This is a genomic window from Streptomyces sp. NPDC054047, assembly GCF_055585065.1.
The window spans coordinates 100,526-121,633 of record NZ_JBVJKV010000012.1; the positions used below are offsets into that span (position 1 = coordinate 100,526).

At 71.4% G+C, this 21,108-nt stretch carries 22 protein-coding genes and 1 tRNA gene; 13 read left to right on the forward strand and 10 right to left on the reverse strand.

Annotated elements, in window-relative coordinates; translation table 11 throughout:
- Positions 1-202 precede the first annotated feature (202 nt).
- The 7 genes from ACZ6ZP_RS34480 to ACZ6ZP_RS34510 all read left to right on the forward strand — a co-directional run bounded on the left by ACZ6ZP_RS34480 (position 203) and on the right by ACZ6ZP_RS34510 (position 7,083).
- Positions 203-685 carry a CarD family transcriptional regulator gene (locus ACZ6ZP_RS34480; RefSeq protein WP_003953493.1) on the forward strand — a complete coding sequence of 161 codons (483 nt, stop codon included), beginning with the start codon at positions 203-205 and terminating at the stop codon, positions 683-685.
- 300 nt (positions 686-985) lie between these two features.
- Positions 986-1,714 carry a 2-C-methyl-D-erythritol 4-phosphate cytidylyltransferase gene (ispD, locus tag ACZ6ZP_RS34485; RefSeq protein WP_351168484.1) on the forward strand — a complete coding sequence of 243 codons (729 nt, stop codon included), beginning with the start codon at positions 986-988 and terminating at the stop codon, positions 1,712-1,714.
- A complete protein-coding gene (ispF, locus tag ACZ6ZP_RS34490) occupies positions 1,704-2,210 on the forward strand; it encodes a 2-C-methyl-D-erythritol 2,4-cyclodiphosphate synthase (RefSeq protein ID WP_399974543.1) in 507 nt (168 codons plus the stop codon). The genes ispD and ispF overlap by 11 nt, the downstream gene beginning before the upstream one ends.
- A gap of 118 nt (positions 2,211-2,328) precedes the next feature.
- Positions 2,329-2,733 (forward strand): PPOX class F420-dependent oxidoreductase, encoded by a 405-nt coding sequence (locus ACZ6ZP_RS34495; protein WP_351168487.1) that lies wholly within the window; start codon positions 2,329-2,331, stop codon positions 2,731-2,733.
- 90 nt (positions 2,734-2,823) lie between these two features.
- On the forward strand, positions 2,824-4,224 hold the full coding sequence (gene cysS / locus ACZ6ZP_RS34500) for a cysteine--tRNA ligase (RefSeq protein ID WP_351168489.1): 1,401 nt from the start codon (positions 2,824-2,826) through the stop codon (positions 4,222-4,224).
- A gap of 124 nt (positions 4,225-4,348) precedes the next feature.
- On the forward strand, positions 4,349-5,314 hold the full coding sequence (gene rlmB, locus ACZ6ZP_RS34505) for a 23S rRNA (guanosine(2251)-2'-O)-methyltransferase RlmB (protein WP_351168491.1): 966 nt from the start codon (positions 4,349-4,351) through the stop codon (positions 5,312-5,314).
- A gap of 125 nt (positions 5,315-5,439) precedes the next feature.
- Positions 5,440-7,083, forward strand: a complete 1,644-nt coding sequence (locus ACZ6ZP_RS34510; protein WP_469409723.1) for a DoxX family protein — start codon at positions 5,440-5,442, stop codon at positions 7,081-7,083.
- A gap of 126 nt (positions 7,084-7,209) precedes the next feature.
- Here ACZ6ZP_RS34510 and ACZ6ZP_RS34515 read toward each other — a convergent pair whose 3' ends face one another.
- The 3 genes from ACZ6ZP_RS34515 to ACZ6ZP_RS34525 all read right to left on the reverse strand — a co-directional run bounded on the left by ACZ6ZP_RS34515 (position 7,210) and on the right by ACZ6ZP_RS34525 (position 9,765).
- Entirely contained in the window at positions 7,210-7,941 is a 732-nt protein-coding gene (locus tag ACZ6ZP_RS34515; protein ID WP_351168495.1) for a nucleotidyltransferase family protein, read from the reverse strand.
- A 26-nt stretch (positions 7,942-7,967) separates the two neighbouring features.
- Positions 7,968-8,426, reverse strand: coding sequence for a hypothetical protein (locus tag ACZ6ZP_RS34520; protein ID WP_351168497.1), 459 nt, complete (start codon positions 8,424-8,426; stop codon positions 7,968-7,970).
- Between the two features lie 202 nt (positions 8,427-8,628).
- Positions 8,629-9,765, reverse strand: a complete 1,137-nt coding sequence (locus tag ACZ6ZP_RS34525) for an ABC transporter ATP-binding protein (RefSeq protein WP_351168499.1) — start codon at positions 9,763-9,765, stop codon at positions 8,629-8,631.
- Positions 9,766-9,964: 199 nt separating this feature from the next.
- Between ACZ6ZP_RS34525 and ACZ6ZP_RS34530 the strand changes: the two genes are divergently transcribed.
- Positions 9,965-10,038, forward strand: a tRNA-Thr gene (locus tag ACZ6ZP_RS34530).
- Between the two features lie 11 nt (positions 10,039-10,049).
- On the opposite strand, the gene ACZ6ZP_RS34535 is transcribed toward ACZ6ZP_RS34530, so the two are convergent.
- The gene (locus ACZ6ZP_RS34535; RefSeq protein ID WP_469409726.1) at positions 10,050-11,444 is read right to left on the reverse strand and encodes an NAD(P)/FAD-dependent oxidoreductase; all 1,395 of its coding nucleotides are present in this window, start codon (positions 11,442-11,444) and stop codon (positions 10,050-10,052) included.
- 119 nt (positions 11,445-11,563) lie between these two features.
- Here ACZ6ZP_RS34535 and ACZ6ZP_RS34540 point away from each other — a divergent pair, with 119 nt between their 5' ends.
- Positions 11,564-12,325, forward strand: coding sequence for a DsbA family protein (locus tag ACZ6ZP_RS34540; RefSeq protein WP_361467189.1), 762 nt, complete (start codon positions 11,564-11,566; stop codon positions 12,323-12,325).
- On the opposite strand, the gene ACZ6ZP_RS34545 is transcribed toward ACZ6ZP_RS34540, so the two are convergent.
- Entirely contained in the window at positions 12,303-12,980 is a 678-nt protein-coding gene (locus ACZ6ZP_RS34545; protein WP_469409730.1) for a rhomboid-like protein, read from the reverse strand. The genes ACZ6ZP_RS34540 and ACZ6ZP_RS34545 overlap by 23 nt on opposite strands.
- 34 nt (positions 12,981-13,014) lie before the next feature.
- On the opposite strand from ACZ6ZP_RS34545, the gene ACZ6ZP_RS34550 reads away from it, so the two are divergent.
- Both ACZ6ZP_RS34550 and ACZ6ZP_RS34555 read left to right on the forward strand, forming a co-directional pair.
- Positions 13,015-13,908, forward strand: coding sequence for an aminoglycoside phosphotransferase family protein (locus ACZ6ZP_RS34550; RefSeq protein WP_469409732.1), 894 nt, complete (start codon positions 13,015-13,017; stop codon positions 13,906-13,908).
- A gap of 21 nt (positions 13,909-13,929) precedes the next feature.
- Complete coding sequence (locus tag ACZ6ZP_RS34555; RefSeq protein ID WP_469409734.1) at positions 13,930-14,412, forward strand: GNAT family N-acetyltransferase; 483 nt, start codon at positions 13,930-13,932, stop codon at positions 14,410-14,412.
- 21 nt (positions 14,413-14,433) lie between these two features.
- Here the strand turns inward: ACZ6ZP_RS34555 and ACZ6ZP_RS34560 are convergent, their stop codons facing one another.
- A complete protein-coding gene (locus ACZ6ZP_RS34560) occupies positions 14,434-15,447 on the reverse strand; it encodes a zinc-binding dehydrogenase (protein WP_366462476.1) in 1,014 nt (337 codons plus the stop codon).
- A gap of 129 nt (positions 15,448-15,576) precedes the next feature.
- The gene (locus ACZ6ZP_RS34565) at positions 15,577-16,782 is read right to left on the reverse strand and encodes an FAD-dependent oxidoreductase (RefSeq protein ID WP_469409736.1); all 1,206 of its coding nucleotides are present in this window, start codon (positions 16,780-16,782) and stop codon (positions 15,577-15,579) included.
- A gap of 160 nt (positions 16,783-16,942) precedes the next feature.
- Between ACZ6ZP_RS34565 and ACZ6ZP_RS34570 the strand changes: the two genes are divergently transcribed.
- The gene (locus tag ACZ6ZP_RS34570) at positions 16,943-17,611 is read left to right on the forward strand and encodes a pentapeptide repeat-containing protein (protein ID WP_351168514.1); all 669 of its coding nucleotides are present in this window, start codon (positions 16,943-16,945) and stop codon (positions 17,609-17,611) included.
- 96 nt (positions 17,612-17,707) lie between these two features.
- Here the strand turns inward: ACZ6ZP_RS34570 and ACZ6ZP_RS34575 are convergent, their stop codons facing one another.
- The 3 genes from ACZ6ZP_RS34575 to ACZ6ZP_RS34585 form a co-directional block, all read right to left on the reverse strand.
- Positions 17,708-18,205, reverse strand: coding sequence for a hypothetical protein (locus ACZ6ZP_RS34575; protein WP_351168516.1), 498 nt, complete (start codon positions 18,203-18,205; stop codon positions 17,708-17,710).
- A gap of 116 nt (positions 18,206-18,321) precedes the next feature.
- Positions 18,322-18,960 carry a response regulator transcription factor gene (locus ACZ6ZP_RS34580; protein ID WP_351168518.1) on the reverse strand — a complete coding sequence of 213 codons (639 nt, stop codon included), beginning with the start codon at positions 18,958-18,960 and terminating at the stop codon, positions 18,322-18,324.
- Positions 18,957-20,228, reverse strand: coding sequence for a sensor histidine kinase (locus ACZ6ZP_RS34585; protein ID WP_366462478.1), 1,272 nt, complete (start codon positions 20,226-20,228; stop codon positions 18,957-18,959). The genes ACZ6ZP_RS34580 and ACZ6ZP_RS34585 overlap by 4 nt, the downstream gene beginning before the upstream one ends.
- Positions 20,229-20,509: 281 nt before the next feature.
- Here ACZ6ZP_RS34585 and ACZ6ZP_RS34590 point away from each other — a divergent pair, with 281 nt between their 5' ends.
- Positions 20,510-21,067 carry a GlcG/HbpS family heme-binding protein gene (locus tag ACZ6ZP_RS34590; protein WP_351168522.1) on the forward strand — a complete coding sequence of 186 codons (558 nt, stop codon included), beginning with the start codon at positions 20,510-20,512 and terminating at the stop codon, positions 21,065-21,067.
- Positions 21,068-21,108: the final 41 nt, after the last annotated feature.

The window sequence follows — 21,108 nt, forward strand, 5'->3', positions numbered from 1 at the left end:
CTCTCGGAGGGCGTGTGACGGGCATGTTTCTGCTTCCCCGGAGAGCCGCTCCCACCTGCGAATACCTCGCTCCGGAAGCCCTTCGCAGCACGTTCCTGTTGCTGTTGTCAAGCCCCGAGATATGCCCTGACCTGCGAAAACGCCATTCAGAAGAGGCGGTTCTCGTGTTAGGATGGATAGCCACGGAAGGGGTACCTGTCACATGACGTTCAAGGTTGGCGACACCGTGGTCTATCCCCATCACGGGGCCGCGCTGATCGAGGCCATTGAGACTCGCCAGATCAAAGGCGTGGACAAGACCTACTTGGTGCTGAAGGTCGCCCAGGGCGACCTGACGGTACGTGTGCCTGCGGACAATGCGGAGTTCGTCGGCGTACGTGATGTGGTCGGTCAGGACGGGCTCGACCGGGTCTTCGAAGTACTGCGCGCGCCGTACGCCGAAGAGCCCACGAACTGGTCCCGTCGTTACAAGGCAAATCTCGAGAAGCTCGCATCGGGCGATGTCATCAAGGTCGCGGAAGTCGTGCGTGACCTGTGGCGTCGTGAGCGTGAGCGCGGACTGTCCGCGGGTGAGAAGCGCATGCTCGCCAAGGCTCGCCAGATCCTGGTGAGCGAGCTCGCCCTCGCGGAGAACACGAACGAGGACAAGGCCGAGGCCCTGCTTGACGAGGTCCTCGCGTCCTGATCGCGTCCTGACATACGCATACGTCTTGGCGCCATGAAATGCCGCGGTGCCCGCTGACCCTCAATGGTGTCGCCGGGCGCTGCGGCATGTTCGTACCCGGACGCGATCCGGGAAGACGCTGGTCCCCGAATACGTACGCCCTGCTCAGCGCTGTCTGGTGCTCTCTGTGCTGTTGGCGTGTGTGCCGGGCTCGGGCAGCTGGTTCGACCAGATGTCACGGAAGGGTCCGGTCAAGGCGTCGCGCCCGGCACGCTGAGGCCATACCCACCTCCCCCGAGCCCACAAACCTGAACGGAAGCGATGTCTGAGGAATCCCGCACCGCGGTCGTGATCCCCGCAGCCGGACGCGGCGTACGGCTCGGCCCGGGCGCCCCCAAGGCGCTCCGCGCGCTGAACGGCACGCCCATGCTCATCCACGCCGTACGAGCCATGGCCGCGTCCCGCGCCGTCTCGCTCGTCGTCGTGGTGGCCCCGCCGGAGGGCGCCGCCGAGGTCAAGTCCCTGCTGGCCGACCACGCGCTGCCCGACCGCACCGACTTCGTGGTGGTCCCCGGCGGCGAGACCCGCCAGGAGTCCGTGAAGCTCGGCCTCGACGCCCTGCCGGAGGGCATCGGCGTCGTCCTGGTGCACGACGCGGCCCGCCCGCTCGTGCCCGTGGACACCGTCGACGGCGTCATCGAGGCCGTGCGCGAGGGCGCACCCGCCGTCGTCCCCGCGCTGCCCCTGGCCGACACCGTCAAGCAGGTCGAGCCGGGCGAGCCCGGAGCGCCCGAGCCCGTGCTCGCCACGCCCGAGCGGGCCCGTCTGCGCGCCGTGCAGACCCCGCAGGGCTTCGACCGCGACACCCTCGTCCGCGCCCACGCCACGGTCACCGGCGACGTCACGGACGACGCGGGGATGGTCGAGCAGCTGGGCGTCCAGGTCGTCGTCGTACCCGGACACGAGGAGGCCTTCAAGGTCACGCGGCCCCTCGACCTCGTCCTCGCCGAGGCCGTGCTCGCCCGCAGGAGGGCCAACGATGGGTTCTGAGGACCAGCCGCGGCAGATCCGCCTCCCGCAGGTCGGCATCGGCACCGACGTGCACGCCTTCGAGGAAGGGCGCGAGCTGTGGTGCGCCGGACTCCTCTGGGAGGGCGAGAGCGCGGGCCTGGCCGGGCACTCGGACGGTGACGTCGCGGCGCACGCCGCCTGCGACGCCCTGTTCTCCGCCGCCGGCGTCGGCGACCTCGGCGCGCACTTCGGCACCGGCAGGCCCGAGTGGTCCGGTGCCTCCGGTGTGACGCTGCTCGCCGAGGCGGCCAGGATCGTGCGCGCCGAAGGCTTCGAGATCGGCAACATCGCCGTCCAGGTCATCGGCGTACGCCCCAAGGTCGGCAAGCGGCGCGACGAGGCGCAGAAGACGCTGAGCGCCGCGGCGGGCGCCCCGGTCGCCGTGTCCGGCACGACGACGGACGGGCTCGGCCTCACCGGCCGCGCCGAGGGCCTCGCCGCGATCGCCACGGCCCTGGTCGTGCGGACGGGCTGACCGGCGTACCGGTGACGGGTGAAATGCCGCCGGGGCAGGGTGTGTTGGAGCAGTATCGGAGAACGCACCCCGCACCGCGCGGCGTCACCCATCGACGTACGAGAGAGAGGCATCCGCCATGGCCGCCGAACTGTCCGACAAGCTCAAGGCCCTTCTCGACACCCCCGTCTTCGTCTCCGTCGCCACCATCCAGCCCGACGGCAGCCCCCAGGTCTCACCGGTCTGGGTGAAGCGTGACGGCGACGACCTGCTCTTCTCCACCACGATCGGGCGCCGCAAGGAGCGGAACCTGCGCCGCGACCCGCGCGTGACGGTGCTGCTCCAGCCCTTCGACGCCCCGTACACGTACGCCGAGATCCGCGGCGAGGTGACGATGACCACCGAGGGCGGGCAGGAGCTCATCGACGAGCTGGCCCTGAAATACACCGGCCTGAAGTACGCGGAGTTCAACCCGTCCTCCGTCAACGACGACCCCCGCGTCGTCGTCCGCGTCACTCCGCGCAAGGTCGTCGGCCGCCTCTGAGGCCTTCCGGCACCCGCGCATGTCACAGTTCCGTGCCCTGTTGACCCCAGAGGTCGCAGGGCACTGTCCTGCGACCACTACCCTGGAGTGGTGACGATTCGCCTGTACGACACCAGCGCCCGGCAGATCCGAGACTTCAGCCCGCTCATCGACGGTTGTGTCTCGATCTACCTGTGTGGCGCGACGGTGCAGGCGGCCCCGCACATCGGGCACATCCGGTCGGGGCTCAACTTCGACATCATGCGCCGCTGGTTCGCCCACCGCGGCTACGACGTCACCTTCATCCGCAACGTCACGGACATCGACGACAAGATCATCCGGAAGTCGGCCGAGCAGGGCCGCCCGTGGTGGTCGATCGGGTACGAGAACGAGCGGGCCTTCAACGACGGCTACGACGTCCTCGGCTGCCTGCCGCCCACGTACGAGCCGCGCGCCACCGGGCACATCACCGAGATGGTCGAGATGATGCGCGGCCTGATCGAGCGCGGCCACGCGTACGAGTCGGACGGCAACGTCTACTTCGACGTGAAGTCCTTCCCGGGCTATCTGGAGCTGTCCAACCAGGAGCTGGACAACCTGCTTCAGCCCTCGGGCGAGGGCGAGACCGGCAAGCGCGACCCGCGCGACTTCGCCATGTGGAAGTCCGCCAAGGAGGGGGAGCCCAGCTGGGAGACCCCCTGGGGCCGCGGCCGTCCCGGCTGGCACCTGGAGTGCTCGGCGATGGCCCACAAGTACCTCGGCCGTGAGTTCGACATCCACGGCGGCGGCATCGACCTGATCTTCCCGCACCACGAGAACGAGATCGCGCAGGCCAAGGCCTTCGGTGACGTGTTCGCGCGGTACTGGGTGCACAACGGCTGGGTCACCATGAGCGGCGAGAAGATGTCGAAGTCGCTCGGCAACTCGGTCCTCGTCTCCGAGATGGTCAAGAAGTGGCGCCCGATCGTCCTGCGCTACTACCTGGGCACCCCGCACTACCGCTCGATGATCGAGTACAGCGAGGAGGCCCTGCGCGAGGCGGAGTCCGCGTTCGCGCGGATCGAGGGCTTCGTGCAGCGCGTGGTGGAGAAGGCCGGGGGCCCCGTGGAGCCCGCCGCCGAGGTGCCGCCCGCCTTCGCCGACGCGATGGACGACGACCTGGGCGTCCCGCAGGCGCTGGCCATCGTGCACACGACGGTCCGGCAGGGCAATTCCGCCCTGGCCGCCGACGACAAGGAAGCCGCGGTGGAGCGGCTCGCCGAGGTGCGGGCCATGCTGGGCGTGCTCGGACTCGACCCGCTCGACCCGCACTGGGCCGGCGAGGGAGACCGCGGCGAGGACCTGCACGGAGTCGTCGACACGCTCGTGCGGCTCGTGCTCCAGCAGCGGGAGGCCGCGCGCGGCCGCAAGGACTGGGCCACCGCCGACGCCATCCGCGATCAGCTCAACCAGTCCGGCCTCGTCATCGAGGACGGCCCGAACGGACCGCGGTGGACTCTCGGCCCGCGCTGAGCGTCTGACCTCGCGATGTGCCGCCCGGCGACCCGGGCGGCACACTTCATATACGTACGCAGTCACGCAGTGGGCAGCCATGCAGTTCGCAGGCAGCCGCACGCAACACAGAGACAGGTAGGTCATGGCCGCTAACAACCGCCGCATGTCCGGCAAGAAGGGCGCGCAGGTCGGCAGCGGTGGAAATCGGCGCCGCGGCCTTGAGGGCAAGGGCCCGACGCCGCCCGCCGAGGCGCGCAAGGGACACAAGAAGAACCGCATCGCCAACGCCGCGGCCAAGAAGACCGCCGGGTCCGGCGGCCCCGGCGGCCGCCGTCCCGGTTCCGTGAAGGGCCGCGGCAAGGGCACGTCCGAGATGGTCGTGGGGCGCAACTCGGTCGTCGAGGCGCTGCGCGAGGGCGTGCCGGCCTCGATGCTCTACGTCCAGCAGTTCATCGACAACGACGAGCGGGTGCGCGAGGCGCTTCAGCTCGCCGGTGAGCGCGGCGGCATCCACCTCATGGAGGCCCCGCGCCCCGAGCTTGACCGCATGACCAACGGGCTCAACCACCAGGGGCTCGTGCTCCAGGTGCCGCCCTACGAGTACGCGCACCCCGAGGAGCTCGCGGCCGCCGCGTACGACCAGGGCGAGGACCCGCTGATCGTCGCCCTCGACGGTGTGACGGACCCGCGGAACCTGGGCGCCGTGGTGCGGTCCGCCTCCGCCTTCGGCGGGCACGGCGTCGTCGTCCCCGAGCGGCGTGCCGCCGGGATGACCGCCGGTGCCTGGAAGACGGCCGCCGGTGCCGCGGCGCGTACGCCGGTGGCGCGCGCCACGAACCTGACCCGCGTCCTGGAGTCCTACAAGAAGGCCGGGCTCGCGATCGTCGGGCTCGCGGCGGACGGCGACCACGAGGTCGGCGACCTCGAGGCGCTCTCCGGTCCCGTCGTCATCGTCATCGGCAGCGAGGGCAAGGGGCTCTCGCGGCTGGTCGGCGAGACCTGCGACTACCGCGTGCGCATCCCCATGCCGGGCGGCACGGAGTCCCTGAACGCCGGTGTGGCGGCGGGAGTCGTGCTCTACGAGGCGTCCCGGCGCCGCCGTAGCTGATCCGCACCCCGGACCCCGGCCGGCCCGTATTTCGCGGGCCGGCCGGGGTCCGCTGTAGATCTTGACGCGGTCCGGACATTTCCACGCGGTCAAGGCAGTGTCCTAAACACACATCACTCGGTTAGATGAGTGTGGACACCAGAACGCCCCGCAATCCCACGGGGGGAAGCTCGTCAGGGTTCGACGAAGCTCCCGCGCTGAGCATGGTGAAGGTGCCGAGCGACCCGGCGCAGGTCATCGTGAATCACGCGAGCTTCCGCGTGCAGCTCCCCACCGCGCAGCGGACCCAATCCCCGCGTATCGCACGGCACTTGAGCAATGCCGATGACACCGTGCGCATCCCCGCAGTCGGCTCGGCCGCGCGGCGCCGCTCACCCGTCGTCTGGAGCGGGAAGTCCGAGCCGGGCGACCCCGGAGCCACCGGACTGCTGCAGGCGGTGCGCGGCACCGGCGTGCGCCATTCGGCCGAACTCGGGGGCACCTCCTACGACGACGGAGGTGCCACGCAGGTCATTCCGCGCATCGACGACGAGGACGATCTCGAGAGTACGCAGGCCACGCCTGCCGTCATCGGTCCTCGCCACCCCGATCCCGGGACCCGGCTGATTCCGCGCATGCCCATGCCGGAGAGCGACCTCGACGAGCGGCTCCCCTATGGGGACGACGACTTCGACGACGACGATGACGACGGTCGCCAGGTCGTCAGACGGCACGGGGCCGATCCCGTGCGGCACGCCTACTACCCCGGTCGCCGGATGAACCTCGGCGTCGTGCTGCTCCCGCTGCGCGTCTTCCTCGGGTTCATCTCCATCTACGCCGGCATGGGCAAGCTCTGCGACCCCGTGTACTTCGACGGCGGCGACCGCGGCTCCATGGTCAAGTGGCTCAACTCGCTGCACCCCTGGGCGCTGGCCGAGCCGCTGCGCGACTTCGCCCTCTCGCACCCGGTGGGCGCCGGGCTCTGCATCGCCTTCCTGCAGATCATCGTGGGTGTGCTCACGGTGCTCGGGCTCTGGCAGCGGGTCGCGGCCAGCATCGGCGTGCTCCTGTCCGCCGCGCTCATCGTCACCGTCAGCTGGAAGACCGTCCCCGCCTACGACGCGCCGGACATCATCTATCTGGCCGCATGGTCGCCGCTGATCATCGCGGGCGCGCCCGTCTACTCCGTCGACGGACGCCTCGCGGGCGAGGCCTGGCGCACGCTCGGGCCGCGCGTGGACATCTGGGAGCTGCGGCGCCGTGTGCTGCGGCGCGGCGCGCTCATCGGCTCGCTCGTCGTCGGCCTCACGCTGCTGATCGGTTCGATGCTCGGCGGCGCGGTGCGCGACGCCGACCGCGTGACCGTGCCGGGACCCGGCGAGGCCCCGCGCAACGAACTGCCGGGCTCACCGCTCCCGGAGGAGCCCGGAAAGCAGCGGCAGCGGCAGGGCCAGGCGTCGCAGGGGCCCACGGCCTCCGAAGCGCCGACGCAGGGCAGCAGCGCGAGCCCCACGCAGGGCGGCGGCGCGGCGGCGACCACTCCGGGCGCGGCCCCCGAGAGCGCCACCGCGGGCACCGGCACCGGCCAGGGGCAGCCCAGCCAGACGCAGGGCACCACCGGGCAGGCACCGCCCCAGCAGTCGTCGCCCCAGCAGCCTCCGTCGTCGGCGGCCGCGGGACCCACGTCCAGCGGCGGCAGCGGCGGCGGCGCGCCCGAGAGCGGCACGAACGGCGGCAGCACGGGCGGCGGCAACGACCGGCTCGTGGGCGGGCTGCTCGGCGGCGGCTGAGCAGGACCGTGACCCGTACGCCGACGGGCCCCGCACAGAGACTGTGCGGGGCCCGTCGGCGTACGTGGAGACGCGTGTGGAGATGCGCGTGGAGGGGGCGGCTCAACCGCGCGTGGAGGGGGCGGCTCAACCGGTCTGAGCCGCGAGCTCCTTGGCCGCTTCCGTCAGATCCTTGGCGGTGTCGATCGCCCGCCAGTAGGCGCCCTGCGGCAGCGGGAAGCCCGCCAGGCTCTTCTCGCGTGCCAGGCGCGGGAACGTGGTGCGCTCGTGGTCGCCGCGGTCCGGCAGGAGTGCGGCGAAGGAGGCGGAGAAGACGTACACGCCCGCGTTGATCAGGTACGGGGACGGCGGGGACTCGATGAAGTCCGTGATGTGGCCGAACGCGTCCGTCTCGACGGCGCCCCACGGGATGCGGGGGCGGGCCAGGGCGAGGGTCGCGGTGGCGTCGCGCTCGGCGTGGAAGGCCGCCATGTCGCGCAGCGAGAAGCGGGTCCAGATGTCGCCGTTGGTCGCGTACCAGGGGCGGTCCGCGTGCGGGAGGTGGCGGGCGGCGTACTTGAGGCCGCCGCCGCGGCCCAGGGGCTCGTTCTCGACCACCGTGGTGACGTTCAGGGGGAGATCGGCCGACTCCAGCCACTCCTGGAGCACTTCGGCGAGATGGCCGCAGGAGACGACCGCGTCCGTCACGCCCTCGGCCGCCAGCCAGGAAAGCTGATGGCCGATGATCGGGGTCCCTGTGCCAGGGATCTCGACCATCGGCTTGGGCCGGTCATCGGTGTACGGACGGAGGCGCGAGCCCTGGCCACCGGCCAGGACGACGGCCTGCGTGGGCCTGTGAGCGTGAGGGTCGCCGGTCATGCCGGAAACCCTACGTGCCGGCCCGATCAGCCGTTCTGGTGGGCGGCGACGCCCGTCGCGAAGGACGTGTCGCAGACCGGGCGCGCATACGACTGGGCACGGGTCGGGCCGTACTTCTGGACGGCCGCGCGGCCGAGGGCACGGGCGATGGAGACGCAGTGCCGGGCGAGCGACGGGTGGCGGTTCACCTCCTGCTGGAGGTGGGTGAGCGCGAGGCCCGGGTTCCTCTCCTGGAGCTCAAGGAGCAGCCGGTCGCGCAGGAGGTCCTGCGGGGCGCGCGACTTGGCCGGCTTGGAGAGGTCGCCGGAGGACGCGGTGAGCATCGAATCCGAGGAGTTCCCGGACCAGTTGACGCTGGTGACCGCGAGGGTCCCGGAGAGCACCAGCATCACGGGCAGGACGAGGGCGAGCGTGCGGCCGATGCGTCGGGCGGGGCCTCGGTGGGCTCGGCGCGGCTTCTGGGTGTAGTTGGCGGAGTGCGTCACGCGAGTGAGCGTAGCGGTCGGTGATGATTTGGCGACATTACGTCACTCGGTCGAGCGACGGAGAATGAGGTTTCTCTGGAGCGGTGTTGACGAGGCCTCGGCGAAATGACCGGTCTGCCGGGGTATTTGTCGACAACGTGGGCGCACGCGCAGGGCCCCGCACCGAGGTGCGGGGCCCTGCGCGTGCTGGTGAGGCGGTTCGTCAGTCGGTGAGGCGCTCGCCCGTCGACGTCGAGAACACGTGGATCTCGCCCGGACGCGGCACGACGTGCAGCTGGGTGCCCTTCTCGGGGACCCGGCGGCCGTTCACGCGGACCACGAGGTCCTTGTGCTCGCCGCCGACCTCGGCGGAGCCGTAGACGTAGCCGTCGGCGCCGAGCTCCTCGACGACGTTCACGGAGACGGCGAGGCCCGCCGGGGCGTCCTCGGTCTCCTTGGAGAGGGACTTCGCGGTGGAGCCGTCCTGCTCGACGATGTCGAAGTGCTCCGGACGGACGCCGACGGTGACCGTGCGGTCGCCCTTGTCGGCGGCGGCGGACAGCGCCTCGCGGTTGACCGGCACCACGGAGTTGCCGAACTTCACGCCGCCGTCGGTGATCGGGACCTCGACGAGGTTCATGGCGGGGGAGCCGATGAAGCCCGCGACGAAGAGGTTGGCCGGGCGGTCGTACATGTTGCGCGGCGAGTCGACCTGCTGGAGCAGACCGTCCTTCAGGACGGCCACGCGGTCGCCCATGGTCATGGCCTCGACCTGGTCGTGGGTGACGTACACGGTGGTGATGCCCAGGCGCCGCTGGAGGGACGCGATCTGCGTACGGGTGGAGACACGCAGCTTGGCGTCGAGGTTCGACAGCGGCTCGTCCATGAGGAAGACCTGGGGCTCACGCACGATGGCGCGGCCCATGGCGACACGCTGGCGCTGACCGCCGGAGAGCGCCTTGGGCTTGCGGGCCAGGTAGTCCGTGAGGTCGAGGATCTTCGCCGCGTCCTCGACCTTCTGGCGGATCTCGGCCTTGTTGACGCCGGCGATCTTCAGGGCGAAGCCCATGTTGTCGGCGACGGTCATGTGCGGGTAGAGCGCGTAGTTCTGGAACACCATGGCGATGTCCCGGTCCTTGGGCGGCAGGTGCGTGACGTCGCGCTCACCGATGCGGATGGCGCCGGCGTTCACGTCCTCCAGGCCCGCGAGCATGCGCAGGGAGGTGGACTTTCCGCAGCCGGAGGGACCGACGAGGACGAGGAATTCGCCGTCCGCTACGTCGAGCTCGAGCTGGTCGACGGCGGGCTTGTCGCCACCCGGGTAGATGCGGGTCGCCTTGTCGAACGAAACAGTGGCCATGGTGAGGGCCCCTTCCACCGGCAGGAACGTGCCGGACGATCCGAGTAGAGGGAGTGGTGTAGTCCACCTGAGTGAACTGCTGGGACGGTACCCCGGGGGGGACCGCTCTGTCAGTAGTCCTGCGGCCGCGACCTTCGAGGAAATTTTCGACGGGGGCACCGGCGGTGTTGGTTACACTGCACGGGCACGTTCAGTGCATGCCTCCTTAGCTCAGATGGCCAGAGCAACGCACTTGTAATGCGTAGGTCGTCGGTTCGAATCCGACAGGGGGCTCTTTTTTCTGCCTAGTGGCGGCCCGACAGGCGGTCCGCGATGCGGGCCAGGCGGGGGGCCGTGGGCGTCGGGGTGGTCAGTTCTCGGCGGTCCGCGTTGCGGTACGTCGCGTACATGCCCTGGACGCCGATCCAGCGGAACGGTTCCGGTTCCCACTTGCGGACCTTGTGGTTGACCCAGGGCAGGGTCGTGAGGTCCGTGGGGCCCGCCTGGCCCGAGTCCTGCTGGACCAGGTCGCGCAGGGTGCGGGCCGCGAGGTTGGCGGTGGCGACGCCCGAGCCGACGTAGCCGCCCGCCCAGCCCAGGCCCGTCGCGCGGTCCAGGGTGACCGTGGCGCACCAGTCGCGGGGGACGCCCAGGACCCCGGACCAGGCGTGGGCCACCTCGACCCCGGCCAGCTGCGGGAAGAAGCGGGTGAGGATCTCGCGCAGGGCCTCGATCGTGGCCGGTTGCGTGCGGCCGTCGTTGTCCGTCTTCGAGCCGAAGCGGTACGGGACGCCTCGGCCGCCCAGTGCGATGCGGCCGTCGGCGGTGCGCTGCGCGTACATGTACGCGTGCGCCATGTCGCCGAGGGTCTCGCGGCCCTCCCAGCCGATCGACTCCCATTGGGCGGGCGACAGGGGCTCCGTCGCGATCATTGAGGAGTTCATCGGGAGCCACGTGCGGCGCTGGCCCTTCAGGGACGCCGTGAAGCCCTCCGTGCAGCGCAGGATGTAGGGGGCGCGGACCGTGCCGTACGGGGTGATGGCGTGCTTGGGCTTGATCTCCGTGACCGGCGTCGATTCGTGGATCGTCACGCCCAGTGCCTCGACCGCCGCCGCCAGGCCCTTCACCAGCTTCACCGGGTGCAGGCGCGCGCCGTGCGGGGTCCAGGTGGAGCCGACGGCGCCCGCGACGCGGATCCGGTCGGCCGTCTCCCGGGCGCCGTGCAGCGTGCGCTCCTTCTCGCCGTACGCGAGTTCCGTCGCGTGGAACTCCTTCAGGCGCGCCAACTGGGCAGGCGTGTACGCCACTTCGAGTACGCCGCCGTGGTGGATGTCCGCCTCGATCGACTCGTCGGCGGCGGCGCGGATCACCTCGTCGACGGTCTCGTTCATCGCTTCCTGGAGGCGGACCGCGGCGTCCCTGCCGTGCAGGCGGGCGTAGCGGTCGCGGCCCGCGATGCCGTTGTAGAGCCAGCCGCCGTTGCGGCCGGAGGCTCCGTACCCGCAGAACTTCTGTTCCAGGACGGTGATGCGGAGGAAGGGGGCGGCCTTCTTCAGGTAGTACGCGGTCCACAGGCCCGTGTAGCCGCCGCCGACAATGCAGACGTCGGCACTCTCGTCGCCCGGCAGGGGTTCACGGGGGGCCGGGGTGCCGTCGTCCGTGTACCAGTACGAGATGCCGCCGTTGATCGTGCTGCTCATGCGCGGGACGTTACTGCGCTGGTGGGGGCTTTGGGGAGGGGTTCAGGGCAGGGCATTCCGATACGTTGATCCGGCACGTGGCGGAGCGTCACGTGCCGGATCGACAAAGGACAGTTCAGATGGCCGTACGCAAGGCCGGGCGCATCGTCGCCGCGGTGGCCGCCACCGCACTTCTCGCCGGGGGCGCAGCCGCCTGCGGGCCCGAGGACCTCACGGGCGGGAGCGACGACAAGGGGTCGGCCTCGGAGTCCGCCGCCACCGGCGGTTCCGGTGGCCCCGAGGCGAAGGAGCCGCCGGCCGGCACCGACGCGCTCGCGAAGACGCCCGCCACGGTGAAGGGCGGTGTGATCACCGTCGGCGACCCGAAGGCCGCGCACACGGTCAAGCTGTACGAGGACGCGCGCTGCCCGATCTGCAAGAAGTTCGAGGAGACCGGCGCGCAGGCCCTGGTGAAGCCGGTGGCCGACGGCAAGGTGAAGGTCGAGTACACGCTCGCCTCGTTCCTCGACAAGAACCTCGGCGGCAGCGGCTCGGTCAACGCGGCGAACGCGCTGCGCGCCTCGGTGGACGCGGGCAAGTTCCCGCAGTTCCACGCCGCGGTCTTCGCCAACCAGGCCGAGGTCGAGACCGACGACGCCTACACGCCCGCCTTCCTGCTGAAGATCGCCGACAAGGTGGACGGGCTGCGGGGCGCCGAGTTCGACAAGGCGGTGCACAAGGGCACGTACAAGAAGTGGGTCGGTGAGGCCATGCAGGCCTTCACCGACGACGGCATGCAGGGCACGCCGACCGTCGTCATCGACGGCAAGAAGGCGGACAGCAACTCGCTGTTCGACCAGGACACGTTCGCTAAGGAGCTCAAGGCGTCCGGGATCTCCTGAATCTCCTGACCGCCCATCGTGCCGGTGCCGGGCGTACGGCGCTCCGGGTCAGCGGGTAGCAGGCGAGGCCGATCAGGACCGACGTGAAGTGGCCCAGGTCGGTGAAGGTCCTGCCGGTGATCAGTGGGGTGCCGTACACGGCGATGACGACGAGGAGATACGCGTATCTCCAGGGGGCGGGGACCCAGTAGGTGAGGACCGCGATCACGCCCGCGAGGGCGTAACTGACGCCCACATCAAGGGTGTTGACCGATGACGGCGGCGCGGCGCCGTGGTGGATCGCCAGCGCGAGGACGCCCTCGCTGATGAGCGTGGCCATGACGTGCGCGCCCGCGGCCACCGCGAGCCAGCGCGCCGTGCCGAGCCAGCGTTCGGCGGTGGCGTGGAACACGGTGTAGAGCACGGCGTACGAGAGCCAGGTGCCGCCGTCGATCCACAGCGCGCTGGAGATCAGGACGCGGACGGGGTTCTTGGACAGCTCGTGGATGTTCGTGGAGCGCTGGCGCAGGAAGTCCTGCCCGAACTCCGGTGACATGTGGTGCATCGCGACCGTCGTGACGAAGAGGATCGCGAGCCAGGTGTACGTCCCCGGGGCGCCGCGGATGTAGGCCAGGACAGCCTGCCTCGCGGGCCTCGTGGCCCGAAGAATCCCCATGCGGTGATTGACCCACGCCGGTAGCGTCGCGGGCGTGATCGACATTCGCATTCCGGACGGGCTGATCGAGTCGCAGTACGAGTACGCGGGGGAGCCGGGCCGTGCCTTCATCGCGGCGCTGCCCGCGCGCGTGACGGAGTTCGTCGAGCGGTGGGACCTGAGGGTCGACGGGCCCCCGATGCACGGCATGGCCGCGCTCGTGCTGCCCGTGGTGCGGCGGGGCGACGGCACTCCCGCCGCGGTCAAGTTCCAGCTCCTGGACGAGGAGACCGAGGGGGAGCCCGTCGGGCTGCGCGTGTGGGACGGGGACGGGGCGGTGCGGCTGCTGGACCACGACGCCGGCACGGGCACGATGCTGCTCGAACGCCTCGACTCCGGGCGGATGTTGTCGACGATGAAGGACACCCGGAAAGCCGTGCTCGTCATCGCCGAGCTGCTTGCGCGGCTCACCGCCGTGCCCGCGCCGCAGGGGATGCGGGGGCTGGGGGACATCGCGGCGGAGATGGTCGACGATCTGCCTCAGGCGCTGAAGGCGATCTCCGACCCGGCCGAGCGCGCGATCGTGGAGCGGTGCGGGGGCGCGGTGCGCGAGGTCATGGGCGAGCCCGGTGACCGGCTGTTGCACTGGGACCTGCACTTAGAGAACGTCCTGGCGGCCGAGCGCGAGCCGTGGCTCGCCATCGACCCGAAGCCGCTGGCCGGGGACCCCGGCTTCGACCTCTGGCCCGCGCTCAACAACCGCTTCGACGTGGACGACGTGCTGTGGCGGTTCGACGCGATGAGCGAGGTGCTCGGGCTCGACCGGGAGCGGGCGCGCGCGTGGACGCTGGGGCGGGTGCTGCAGAACGCGCTGTGGGAGATCGAGGACGGGCGGGAGCTGGACGCGGAGGATCTGGAGGTCGCCCGGCTGCTGTTGGGAGTGCGGTGAGCCGCGTCGTACCCTGCGGCCATGATTCGTGCCGCCACCCCTGCCGACGTGCCCCTCATCCACGCCATGGTCCGCGACCTGGCGGAGTACGAGAAAGCCCTCGACGAAGCGCGGGCCACCGAGGAGCAGCTGCGTGAAGCGCTCTTCGGGGGGCGGCCCGCCGCGTTCGCGCACATCGCGGAGGCGCAGGACGCGTCGGGCAAGAGCGAGGTCGTCGGGTTCTCGCTGTGGTTCCTGAACTTCTCCACGTGGCGCGGGGTGCACGGGATCTACCTGGAGGACCTGTACGTACGGCCCGAGGCGCGCGGCGGCGGCCACGGCAAGGCGCTGCTGACCGAGCTCGCGCGGATCTGTGTGGAGCGCGGTTACGAGCGCCTCGAGTGGTCCGTGCTCGACTGGAACGAGCCGTCGATCAACTTCTACAAGTCGCTCGGTGCGCTGCCGCAGGACGAGTGGACCGTGTACCGGCTGACCGATGAGGCGTTGGCGGGACTCGGGGCCTGAGCGGGTTTCCGCTGAGCCGTTCTACGGGATCAGGACCACCTTGCCCGTCGTGCGGCGGCTCTCCAGGTCGGCGTGGGCTGTTGCCGCCTTCGACAGGGGGTAGCGCTGGATCGCCGGGGTGAAGTGACCCTTCGCCGCTTCGGCCAGGGCCGCGAGCTCCAGGGTGCGGACCGGGTTGTCGCCGCCCGCCTTCCGCATCATGACCGGGCCGAGGACGCCGGTCTGGGTGATGCCGCGGGCCGCCAGCTGCTCGTCGGTGAAGGTCAGGGGCTCGCCGTCGTGCGGGCCCTTGCCCGACCAGCCGAAGACGAGGTGTTCGCCGCCGCGGGCGAGGAGGTCCACGGCGGCCCGGCCGGGCGCCCCGCCCACGCCGTCGAAGACGACGGTGGCGCCGGGGACGCCGAGCTTCGCCAGGTAGGCGTGCGCCTCGTCCGGCCAGTCCGGGTTCGTGTAGTCGACGGCGAGGTCGGCGCCGTTCGCCTCGACGCGGGCCGTCTTCTCCGGGCCGCCCGCCAGGCCGATCACGGTGGCGCCCGCGTGCTTGGCGTACTGGACCAGGAGCGTGCCGATGCCGCCCGCCGCCGCCGGGACGACGGCCACGGAGTCGGGGGTCAGCTCGGCGAACTGAAGGATTCCCATCGTCGTACGGCCCGTGCCGATCAGGGCCACGGCCTCCGCGTCGTCCAGGCCTTCGGGGATCTCGTGCAGCCGGGAGGCCTCCGTGACGGCCAGCTCGGCGTAGCCCCCGGGGGCGAAGCCGATGTGGGCGACCACGCGCTTGCCGAGCCAGTTCGCGTCCACTCCCTCGCCGAGGGACTCGACCGTGCCGGCCACCTCGCGGCCCGGGATCGTGGGCAGCTCGGGGAGTTCGGGGAGCGGGCCCTTGATTCCCTCGCGGATGGCGGTGTCCAGGAGGTGCACGCCCGCCGCTGTCACCGCGATGCGGAGCTGGCCGGGGGCCGGGACCGGGTCCGGGGTCTCCTCGTACGTGAGGTGGTCGGCCGGGCCGAAGGTGTGCAGGCGGATGGCGTGCATGGGGGGTGCTCCCTGGACGAGGACGAGGACGTGGGCTTGGTCGTGGTCGTGGGCTTGGGCTTGGGCTTGGGTGTCGGGTCGGGGTCTCGGGGTCGGTGAGGTGGTGGGCCTGGACGCCAGCCTGGTTCCTCAAGCGGACTTGAGGTCAAGCCTTGTGGAGGTCAGTGCGAGCGTCACCGCCTCCAGCGCGCTGTTGAAGGACACCTCGGAGAGCAGGCCGGGCGCGGCGACCTGGTCACCGGCCAGGTAGACGCCGTCGCCGCGGTCGATCGCCGGGCGGTCCCGCCAGGTGGTGCCGGGCAGGTCCACCGCGCCGGTGCGGCCGTTGGACACGGCGTCGCGGCGCCAGACCAGGCGGTCGCGCCAGCCGGGGAAGCCGAGGTCGAGCAGGTGGTCGGCGCGGGCCGCGCCGTCCGCCTTGGACTCGTCGGGGGAGAGCGGGATCTGACCCTGGATCAGTTCCTGTCCGGCGGGGGCGAGGGTGCGGTCCTGTGTGGTGAACCGTTCGATCCAGCCGGTCCCGTCCAGGTCGGAGATGGCGAACGGGTCGCCCCTGCGGGAGGTGAGGGCCACGTCGACGAGGGTCGTGCGGGCGCTGTCCCACTGGAGGGTGTCGTCCTGGAGGAGCCGGCGGGCCGCGGGGAGGGAGGTGGCGACGACGACGGGGCCCGTGGCGGGGAGCGAGGCGAGGCTGTCGACGCGGGACAGCGTCTCCACGCGTACCCCCAGGTTCCAGGCGAGGGTCGCCATGCGGTCGATGACCGAGCCCCAGCCGCCGCGCGGGTAGTGCGCCTCCGGGGGCAGCTTCGTGGCGCGGCGCAGGCGCTCGTGCACGAACCTGGCGGAGAGGGAGCCGGGGTCGTGGTGGAACGTCGCCACGGCGATGTAGTGCGCGGCGGCGCGTGCGCCTTCCTCGCCGACCTCGGCGGTGGCCCAGGTCATGAAGTCCTCGTTCACCGGCGCCTGTTCGGGCCTGCGGCGCAGGAGCTTCAGCATCGCGAGAGGTGGGGTACGGCGGAGCCTGCCCTGGTGGTGGAGGCGCAGGCGGGTGCCTTCGATGGGCGGGAGGGAGGCGAGGGGGCCGATGAGGTCGCGCTGCTTGAGCCAGGTCCAGTGGGGCCCGCCGTTGTAGAGGGCGTGCGGGCCTTCGTTCGTGCGGTACGCGCCTTCGGCGGTGCGCGCTCGGCCGCCGAGGGTGTGGTGGGACTCGTGGATGGTGACGCGGGCGCCGGATTCGGCGGCGGTGATGGCCGCGGTGAGACCGGCGAAGCCGCCGCCGATGACGGTGAGGTGCGTGGTGGGGGTGGGGTTGGAGTGCTTGGGGTTGTTGCGCATGGGGTGCTCCTGTCGTGGTCGGGCGCGGGCAGCCGCGCTTGGCTGCGCCCACTCGGTACGGCCTGCTCGGTACGGCCTACTCGATACGACGGACAGGGGTGCCCTGGATGTGACATCGGGGTGCGGCGGCGTTGTCAGTGGGTGGGTGCACGATGGGGGCATGGGACAGAGGGATGCGGCAGCGGTGAAGAAGGCTCGGCGGCCTGAGGTGCGGTTGCCCGCGCTGCGGGAGTTCGACGGGGGCGAGTTGGAGCCCGACGGGGATTACGACGGGTTCGGGTTCCGGGACCTCGATCTCGCGGGGCAGGACGGCGGGGGAGCGCTGTTCCTGGACTGCGCGATGACGGGCTGCGGGGTGACCGAGACGCGGCTCAGCAGGGCGCGGTTCGTGGACTCGGTGCTGACGGAGCTGCGGGGGGTCGGCACGGAGCTGGTGGAGGCGTCGCTGCGGGACGTGGAGGTGGTGGACGCGCGGCTGGGGGGCGTTCAGCTGCACGGGAGCGTGCTGGAGCGGGTCGTCGTACGGGGCGGGAAGATCGACTATCTGAACCTGCGGAAGGCACGGTTGAAGGATGTCGTCTTCGAGGGGTGCGTGCTGGTGGAGCCGGACTTCGGGCAGGCGGCTCTGGAGCGGGTGGAGTTCGTGGGCTGCGTGCTGAAGGGGGCGGACTTCAGCGGGGTCCGGATGAAGGACGTCGACCTGAGGGGGGCCGCGGAGGTGGACATCCTGCGGGGGATCGACTGCCTGGCGGGGGCGGTGATCAGTACGGCGCAGCTGATGGATCTGGCGCCGGCGTTCGCCGCGCAGGTGGGGGTGCGGGTGGAGTAGCGGCCGGGTTTGGCGGGGTGGTTCCGGTCCGCCGGTGGGTGCGGTGTCTCTCCATGGGTGGTGCGGGCCGCTGCGACCGGCGTACGCGCTGGGCGCTTATGCCCGGGGGAATCGGGACTGGAGGGTCCAGATGGTGGGGTTGTCCGCCAGGGACTCGTGGAGGTCGATGAGGTCCGCCAGGAGATCCTGGAGGAAGTCCCGCGCCTCGCGGCGGAGCTCGGAGTGGGAGAACGTCAGCGGGGGCTCCTCCGCCCGCATCCAGTCCGCCTCGATGTCCACCCACCCGAAGCGCCGGGTGAACAGCATGCGGTCCGTCGACTCCGTGAAGTCGAGCTCCGCGTGCTGAGGACGGGAGGCCCTGCTCCCCCGGGGGTCCTGGTCCACGAGCTCGACGATGTCGCACAGCGCCCACGCGAAGTCGAGGACGGGAACCCATCCCCAGGCTGTGGACAGCTCCCGGTCCGCCTTCGTGTCCGCGAGATACACGTCCCCGCAGAACAGGTCGTGCCGCAGCGCGTGGACGTCCGCGCGGCGGTAGTCGAACTGCGGGGGGTCGGGAAAGCGGTGGGAGAGGGCGTAGCCGATGTCGAGCACGTGAGTGATGGTGTCATGGCGGCGGAGCCCACCTGTCGATGCCTGCCGGTGCCTGCCGGTGCCCGCCGATGCCCGTCCGTCCCTGTTGATACCTGTCGATGCCTGTCGATGCTTCCTCACGGCAGCAGGCGCTGTTCCTTCGCCACCGCCACCGCTCCCGCCCTCGTGTCCACGCCGAGCTTGTCGTAGATCCGGCCCAGGTGCGTCTTCACCGTGGCCTCGCTGATGAACAGCGCGCGGGCGATGTCGCGGTTGCCGAGCCCGTGGGAGAGCTGGGCGAGGATGTCGAGCTCGCGGTCCGTGAGGGTCGGCAGCGGCTTGCGCATGCGGGCCATCACGCGGGACGCGACCGGCGGCGAGAGCGTGGTGCGGCCCTGCGCGGCGGCGTGGATAGCGGCGAAGAGCTCCTCGGGGCGCTCGGCCTTCAGGAGATAGCCCGTGGCGCCCGCCTCGATGGCGCGGGTGATGTCGGCGTCCGTGTCGTACGTCGTCAGGACCAGGACGTGCGGCGGGGCGGCGGGCGCCGTGATCCGGCGGGTCGCCTCCACTCCGTCCATTCCCTCGCCCAGCTGGAGGTCCATCAGGACCACGTCCGGGGTCAGCTTCGCGGCCAGCGCGATCGCCTCCTCGCCCGTGCCCGCCTCGCCGACCACCTCGATGTCCGGCGCGCTGCCCAGCAGGGCGAGCAGTCCGGCGCGTACGACGACGTGGTCGTCGCAGACCAGCAGGCGGACCGGGGAACTGTCGGGCGTCATGACGTCTCCTGGGGGGAAAGCGGGATCGCGACCGAGAGCACCGTGCCCTCGCCCGGTGCCGACTCGATCGTCAGTGTGCCGCCGAGCTGCCGGGCCCTGGCGCGGATCGCGGGCAGTCCGTGGCCCCGCCGGTCGGGGGCGGGCCGCGGCTCGGCGGGTGTGAAGCCGCGGCCGTCGTCCGCGACGTCGAGCACCACCTGGTCGTCCAGGTGGGTGAGCGTCAGCGCCGCCGTCCGCGCGCCGGCGTGCTCCGTCACGTTGGCCAGGGCGCCCTGCGCGATGCGCAGCAGCGCGGACTGCGTCCGGTCCGGGAGCGGGACCGGTGTGCCCTCGGAGTGGAAGCGGACCGTGAGGCCCGCGTCCCGCGCGGTGCGCGCGGCCAGCGTCCGCAGTGCCTCGTCGAGGCCGCCGCCGTCGGCGAGGTCGGCGGGCGCCAGGTCGTGCACGAAGCGGCGGGCCTCGGTGAGGCCGCGTTCGGTGATCGACTCGGCCGTTCGGACATGGGTGCGGGCCCTGGCCGGGTCCGTGTCCCAGACGCGGTCGGCGGCCTGGAGCAGCATCTGCTGGCTGGACAGGCCCTGGGCGAGGGTGTCGTGGATCTCCATGGAGATGCGCTGGCGTTCGGCGAGGGTGCCTTCGCGGCGCTCGGTGGCGGCCAGTTCGCGGCGGGTGCGGATGAGGTCGTCGATCAGTTCGCGCTGGCGGGCCGCCTGGCGCTGCATGTAGGCGAAGACCGCCGTCGCGATCGCCGACACGGCGGGCGGCCCGAGGATCAGGTCGGGGTCGTAGCGGCCCGCGAGCCGCAGCTGCGACGCGATGACGCAGCCGGTCAGGACGGCCACCAGGACCAGGGCCGCGCGCGGCGGCAGCGTCCGGAGCCCGGTGAAGAAGAGCGGCACCGCGCACCACCCGAAGCTCGGCGCGAGGACGACGAGGACCAGCCAGACCCCGACGACCAGGGCGAGCCAGGTCAGGCGGCGGGGGGTGGGGCGGGTGCCGGGTGCCGGGCCGGAGGCGTAGCCGGACGCGTACGACGCGGAGTGCTTTCCCCGCAGGGCCGCGGTGAGCGGCGGAAGGGCGTAGAGGACGGCGAGGACCACCGAGAGCACGATGATCCACGGGACGCGCGCGCCGCCGGGGTGGCGCAGCAGGAAGCGGGCCAGCGAGGTGGCGAGGAGCAGGTAGAACGCCGCGTGCATGACGGCGGCGAGCCATCGGGCGTCGGGGTCCGGCGTGCGGGGGTCGAGGCCCGGCGTGCGCTGTCCCACTGGGGCGCCTCCCTCTCGTACAGCCTCGTGCCGCCGTCTCTCATGTCGCCGTCACGCGGTCGCTGAACTGCGCAAACAACCTCATTGTGGCCCGGCGGGACCACCGAGGGGTCAACCGATCGGTTGACCCTGGTGTCGGCCGAGTCGCGCGCGGCTCCCAGCCGGTACGCCGAGGGGTGCGGGCCGGATGCGGCCGGAGGATTGGTGGCAGAGGAAAACAACCTCCCCGAACACCCCGAACACCCCGAACTCCGCCCCACCTTCACCTTGAGGAGCACCCCGTGCAGAAGATCTCCCGCCGCACCCGCGTCCTGACCATCGCCGCCACCGCCGCCGTTCTCGGCGCGGGCACCTTCGGCGCCGTCTCCGCCAGCGCCGAGTCCCCGGCCGCCGCCCCCAAGGCCGCCGTCGCCGCCGACGCGGCCAACAAGAACCTCACGCAGTCGACGCACCTGAACGTCGCCGCCGCGACCAAGGCCGCCCAGGCCACCCTCGACGCCGCGAAGAAGGAGAACCAGCGCGTCTCCGTCGCCGTCGTGGACCGCAACGGCAACACCATCGTCGAGCTGCGCGGCGACGGCGCGGGCCCGCAGTCCCCCGAGTCCGCCGTGAAGAAGGCGTACACCGCCGTCTCCTGGAACGCGCCCACCTCCGAGCTGGTCAAGCGCCTGGAGCAGGCCCCGAACCTGAAGGACATCCCCGGCACCCTGTTCCTCGCGGGCGGTGCGCCGGTCACCGCCAAGGACGCGCCCATCGCGGGCATCGGTGTCGCGGGCGCCCCGAGCGGCGACCTGGACGAGAAGTTCGCCAAGGCGGGCGTCGCGGCGCTCGGCCGCTGAAGCCGCTGAGCCGCGAAGCTGCCGAGGCCGGCTGATCTCAT

Bases quoted from the DNA above. Each gene is read 5' to 3' on its own strand.
- ACZ6ZP_RS34480 (WP_003953493.1), top strand. From the start codon at position 203: ATGACGTTCAAGGTTGGCGACACCGTGGTCTATCCCCATCACGGGGCC.
- ispD (WP_351168484.1), top strand. From the start codon at position 986: ATGTCTGAGGAATCCCGCACCGCGGTCGTGATCCCCGCAGCCGGACGC.
- ispF (WP_399974543.1), top strand. From the start codon at position 1,704: ATGGGTTCTGAGGACCAGCCGCGGCAGATCCGCCTCCCGCAGGTCGGC.
- ACZ6ZP_RS34495 (WP_351168487.1), top strand. From the start codon at position 2,329: ATGGCCGCCGAACTGTCCGACAAGCTCAAGGCCCTTCTCGACACCCCC.
- rlmB (WP_351168491.1), top strand. From the start codon at position 4,349: ATGGCCGCTAACAACCGCCGCATGTCCGGCAAGAAGGGCGCGCAGGTC.
- ACZ6ZP_RS34510 (WP_469409723.1), top strand. From the start codon at position 5,440: ATGAGTGTGGACACCAGAACGCCCCGCAATCCCACGGGGGGAAGCTCG.
- ACZ6ZP_RS34515 (WP_351168495.1), bottom strand. From the start codon at position 7,941: ATGACCGGCGACCCTCACGCTCACAGGCCCACGCAGGCCGTCGTCCTG.
- ACZ6ZP_RS34525 (WP_351168499.1), bottom strand. From the start codon at position 9,765: ATGGCCACTGTTTCGTTCGACAAGGCGACCCGCATCTACCCGGGTGGC.
- ACZ6ZP_RS34535 (WP_469409726.1), bottom strand. From the start codon at position 11,444: ATGAGCAGCACGATCAACGGCGGCATCTCGTACTGGTACACGGACGAC.
- ACZ6ZP_RS34540 (WP_361467189.1), top strand. From the start codon at position 11,564: ATGGCCGTACGCAAGGCCGGGCGCATCGTCGCCGCGGTGGCCGCCACC.
- ACZ6ZP_RS34545 (WP_469409730.1), bottom strand. From the start codon at position 12,980: ATGGGGATTCTTCGGGCCACGAGGCCCGCGAGGCAGGCTGTCCTGGCC.
- ACZ6ZP_RS34555 (WP_469409734.1), top strand. From the start codon at position 13,930: ATGATTCGTGCCGCCACCCCTGCCGACGTGCCCCTCATCCACGCCATG.
- ACZ6ZP_RS34560 (WP_366462476.1), bottom strand. From the start codon at position 15,447: ATGCACGCCATCCGCCTGCACACCTTCGGCCCGGCCGACCACCTCACG.
- ACZ6ZP_RS34565 (WP_469409736.1), bottom strand. From the start codon at position 16,782: ATGCGCAACAACCCCAAGCACTCCAACCCCACCCCCACCACGCACCTC.
- ACZ6ZP_RS34570 (WP_351168514.1), top strand. From the start codon at position 16,943: ATGGGACAGAGGGATGCGGCAGCGGTGAAGAAGGCTCGGCGGCCTGAG.
- ACZ6ZP_RS34580 (WP_351168518.1), bottom strand. From the start codon at position 18,960: ATGACGCCCGACAGTTCCCCGGTCCGCCTGCTGGTCTGCGACGACCAC.